Below are 2772 nucleotides of genomic sequence, written 5' to 3'. Positions count from 1 at the left end.
ATAGGCGGGAATGAGAGGTCTTTCTTGATAAATGTTATGGCATCCATTCGGAATCCTGAAACTCCCTTGTCAAGCCACCAATTCATCATGTCGTAGAGCTCTTGTCTCATCTCCTCACATTCCCAGTTGAGATCCGGCTGCTCCTTCGCAAATGAATGGAAATACCAGCTGCCATCCTCAATCTGTGTCCATGTGCTTCCACCGAAGTTGGATCTGAGATCTGCAAGTCCATCTATGTTATCCTTAAATATATAGTAATTTCTGTATTTGCTGTGTCTGTCCCGGCACGCCTCCTGGAACCATCTGTGTTGGTCTGATGTGTGATTGATGACCATGTCCATGATGATCTTGATGCCATTTTCATTTGCGCATCTTATAAGTTCATCCGCATCCTCTATGGTTCCAAACTCAGGATTCACATCGTAGTAATCCGATATGTCATATCCGTTGTCCTTCATAGGCGACTTGAAGAATGGACATATCCACACAGCGGTCACGCCAAGATTTTTGAGGTACGGCAATTTCTCAGTTATTCCCTTCAGATCTCCTATTCCATCTCCGTTGCTGTCATAGAAGCTTCTAGGGTATATCTGGTAAAATACCGCCTCTTTCCACCATTTTCTGTCCATATTTTATGTTTATCCTTTCACAGCTCCGGCTGAAATTCCCTCGATGATATTCTTCTGAAGTATGATGAATATGATCACGATAGGGATGATGCAGAGAAGTACCGCAGGGAAGATTAGCTCCCATGGATTTCCATACTGTCCTGACAGACTCTTTGCATAATATAAGCTCAGCGTGAGCGTCTTTTTGTCGTTATTTCCTATTACGAGGAATGGAAGAAGGTAATCGTTCCATATCCACACTGCATTTGTGATGACAACTGTCATGGTCGTAGGCTTTAAGAGGGGCATGACCACATATCTGTATATCTGGAATATATTTGCTCCATCGAGCATGGCTGCCTCCTCAAGTGACAGCGGGATACTCTTGATGAATCCTCTGTACAGCAGAACCGACATACTGATTCCAAAGCCTCCGTACATGAGGATCAGACCCGGTGTGTTTTTGAGTCCCAGCTTGTCCATCAGCGATACCAACGGGTACATAACTGACTGGAAAGGTATGAGCATGGCTGCTGTGTATGCGATGAAGAGTATATTTGCCACCTTGGAATCTGTCCTGGCAATTGCCCATGCGGCAAATGAAGATATGACCACGATAAGTGCCACTGCCGCAACTGTTATGAGTACTGTCTGAAGCAGGCTGCTGCCGAGATTTATCTGCTCAGCTGCATTCTTCAGATAGTCCAGATTCCATGATTTCGGGAGAGCTATTGGAGATGCTACTATCTCCTGCTGTCCCTTGAATGAGTTGACGATCAGGAACCATATCGGGAATATGGTCACGATTGCCAATACAGCGAGTATAACCACTATGAGTGCTCTTTTGATCTTGCCTTTTACTCCCATTATGATTCAATCTCCTTTCTCTTAGTGATCATTACCTGAGCTATAGATATAACTGCAATGATAACGAAGAATATAACTGCCTGTGCCTGCGCCTCTCCGTATGCCGGAGGAGAGCTCTCTCTTACTGTTTTCAGTATCATGTAGGATATCATGGTCGTTCCGAAATTGCCCTCTGTCAGTGAAACATTGAGGTCAAGCATCTTGAAGCTGTTTGCCAGTGACATGAAGAGCACTATCGTAAATGAAGGCATGAGAAGCGGAAGTGTGATCTTCCTGAAGCTTGTCCAGCCCGTAGCCCCATCTATTCTGGCAGCCTCATAAATATCCTCTGAAATATTGTTGAGTCCGTTGAGGTAGATTATCAGGTAATAACCTGCAACCTGCCATACACCAACGATCGCATATGCCAGAAGTGCTTTCCACTGATTCTGAAGCATGTTGTTGAGCACCTCTACGTGTACCACACCGTCTGTTCCGAACAGCGTCTGTGAAAATACATTTTCAAATATGAAACGCCATACATAACCCATGGCGAGCATTCCAAGTACATATGGAAGGAACAGTACCGTTCTGAAAAGTCCCTTGCCCTTGGTAAGCTTCTTGATCATGAGTGCCAGAAGAAGACTGACAACATTCTGTGCTATTACTGCGAGTACAGCATATATGGCCGTGTATCCAAGTGACTGAAGGAAATTCTTCGACTTGAATATGCTTGTATAATTCTTAAGTCCCACCAGTGCATTCCACCAGTGCTCCCCACCTACGAAGTAGGAACCTCTCCACTCGGTGAAGGAGTAGATCACACCCTCTATAAAAGGAACTATGATAACCAGCAGAAACAACACTATAGAAGGCAGAACCATAAACCAGAATTTTCTCTTGTAAAATCTTTTCATAGTTTTTCCTTTCCTACATTGAACACCAGCCATACAAAATTTGCCTTCGGCAAATGGCTGGCGCTACATGTCAGGTTTTCATAGAAAACCTGACACATCCCATTTAGCACCGATTACTCTTTGATGCTGTCCTTCCACTTTGTCAGTGCATCTTCCACACCTGTTCTTATAGTGTTCTCATCCCACTGATCAGGATTTGTAAACAACTGCTCCTGAATAGTTGCACCGATGGTGTTGAGTCCCCATGACTCAGGGAAAGCATCGAAGTCATTGCCCATCACAAGGTCATTGCTCATATAGTATACAAGTGAATTGCTGAGCGGATTCTCAAGCTTCTCGCTCTCGTCTGCGTTGAATGGGACAAATGCGAATTTGTTTGTGATGTAATCTTTTCCTGTATC

3 protein-coding genes and 1 pseudogene are annotated in these 2772 nt (G+C 44.2%); all 4 read right to left on the bottom strand.

Annotated elements, in window-relative coordinates; translation table 11 throughout:
• Nucleotides 1–629: alpha-amylase family glycosyl hydrolase (locus CCU_RS11240; RefSeq protein WP_243440892.1), on the bottom strand; the 629-nt coding region annotated here is incomplete at its 3' end.
• Nucleotides 630–638: 9 nt separating this feature from the next.
• A complete protein-coding gene (locus CCU_RS11235; protein WP_015534748.1) occupies nucleotides 639–1475 on the bottom strand; it encodes a carbohydrate ABC transporter permease in 837 nt (278 codons plus the stop codon).
• Nucleotides 1475–2371: a carbohydrate ABC transporter permease gene (locus CCU_RS11230; protein ID WP_015534747.1), complete on the bottom strand. Its 897-nt coding sequence runs from the start codon at nucleotides 2369–2371 to the stop codon at nucleotides 1475–1477. Before CCU_RS11230 ends, CCU_RS11235 begins: the two co-directional genes overlap by 1 nt.
• A 113-nt stretch (nucleotides 2372–2484) precedes the next feature.
• A pseudogene (locus CCU_RS11225) lies at nucleotides 2485–2772 on the bottom strand (carbohydrate ABC transporter substrate-binding protein); the annotation flags it as partial.

Origin of the sequence: Coprococcus sp. ART55/1 (assembly GCF_000210595.1) — a bacterium.
GTDB lineage: Bacteria > Bacillota > Clostridia > Lachnospirales > Lachnospiraceae > Coprococcus > Coprococcus aceti.
The sequence above is the reverse complement of the archived record's forward strand: the minus strand, read 5'-3'. Positions and strand labels throughout refer to the sequence as shown.

Coding starts and splice junctions, on each gene's coding strand:
- CCU_RS11235 (WP_015534748.1), bottom strand. CDS start 1,475: ATGGGAGTAAAAGGCAAGATCAAAAGAGCACTCATAGTGGTTATACTC.
- CCU_RS11230 (WP_015534747.1), bottom strand. CDS start 2,371: ATGAAAAGATTTTACAAGAGAAAATTCTGGTTTATGGTTCTGCCTTCT.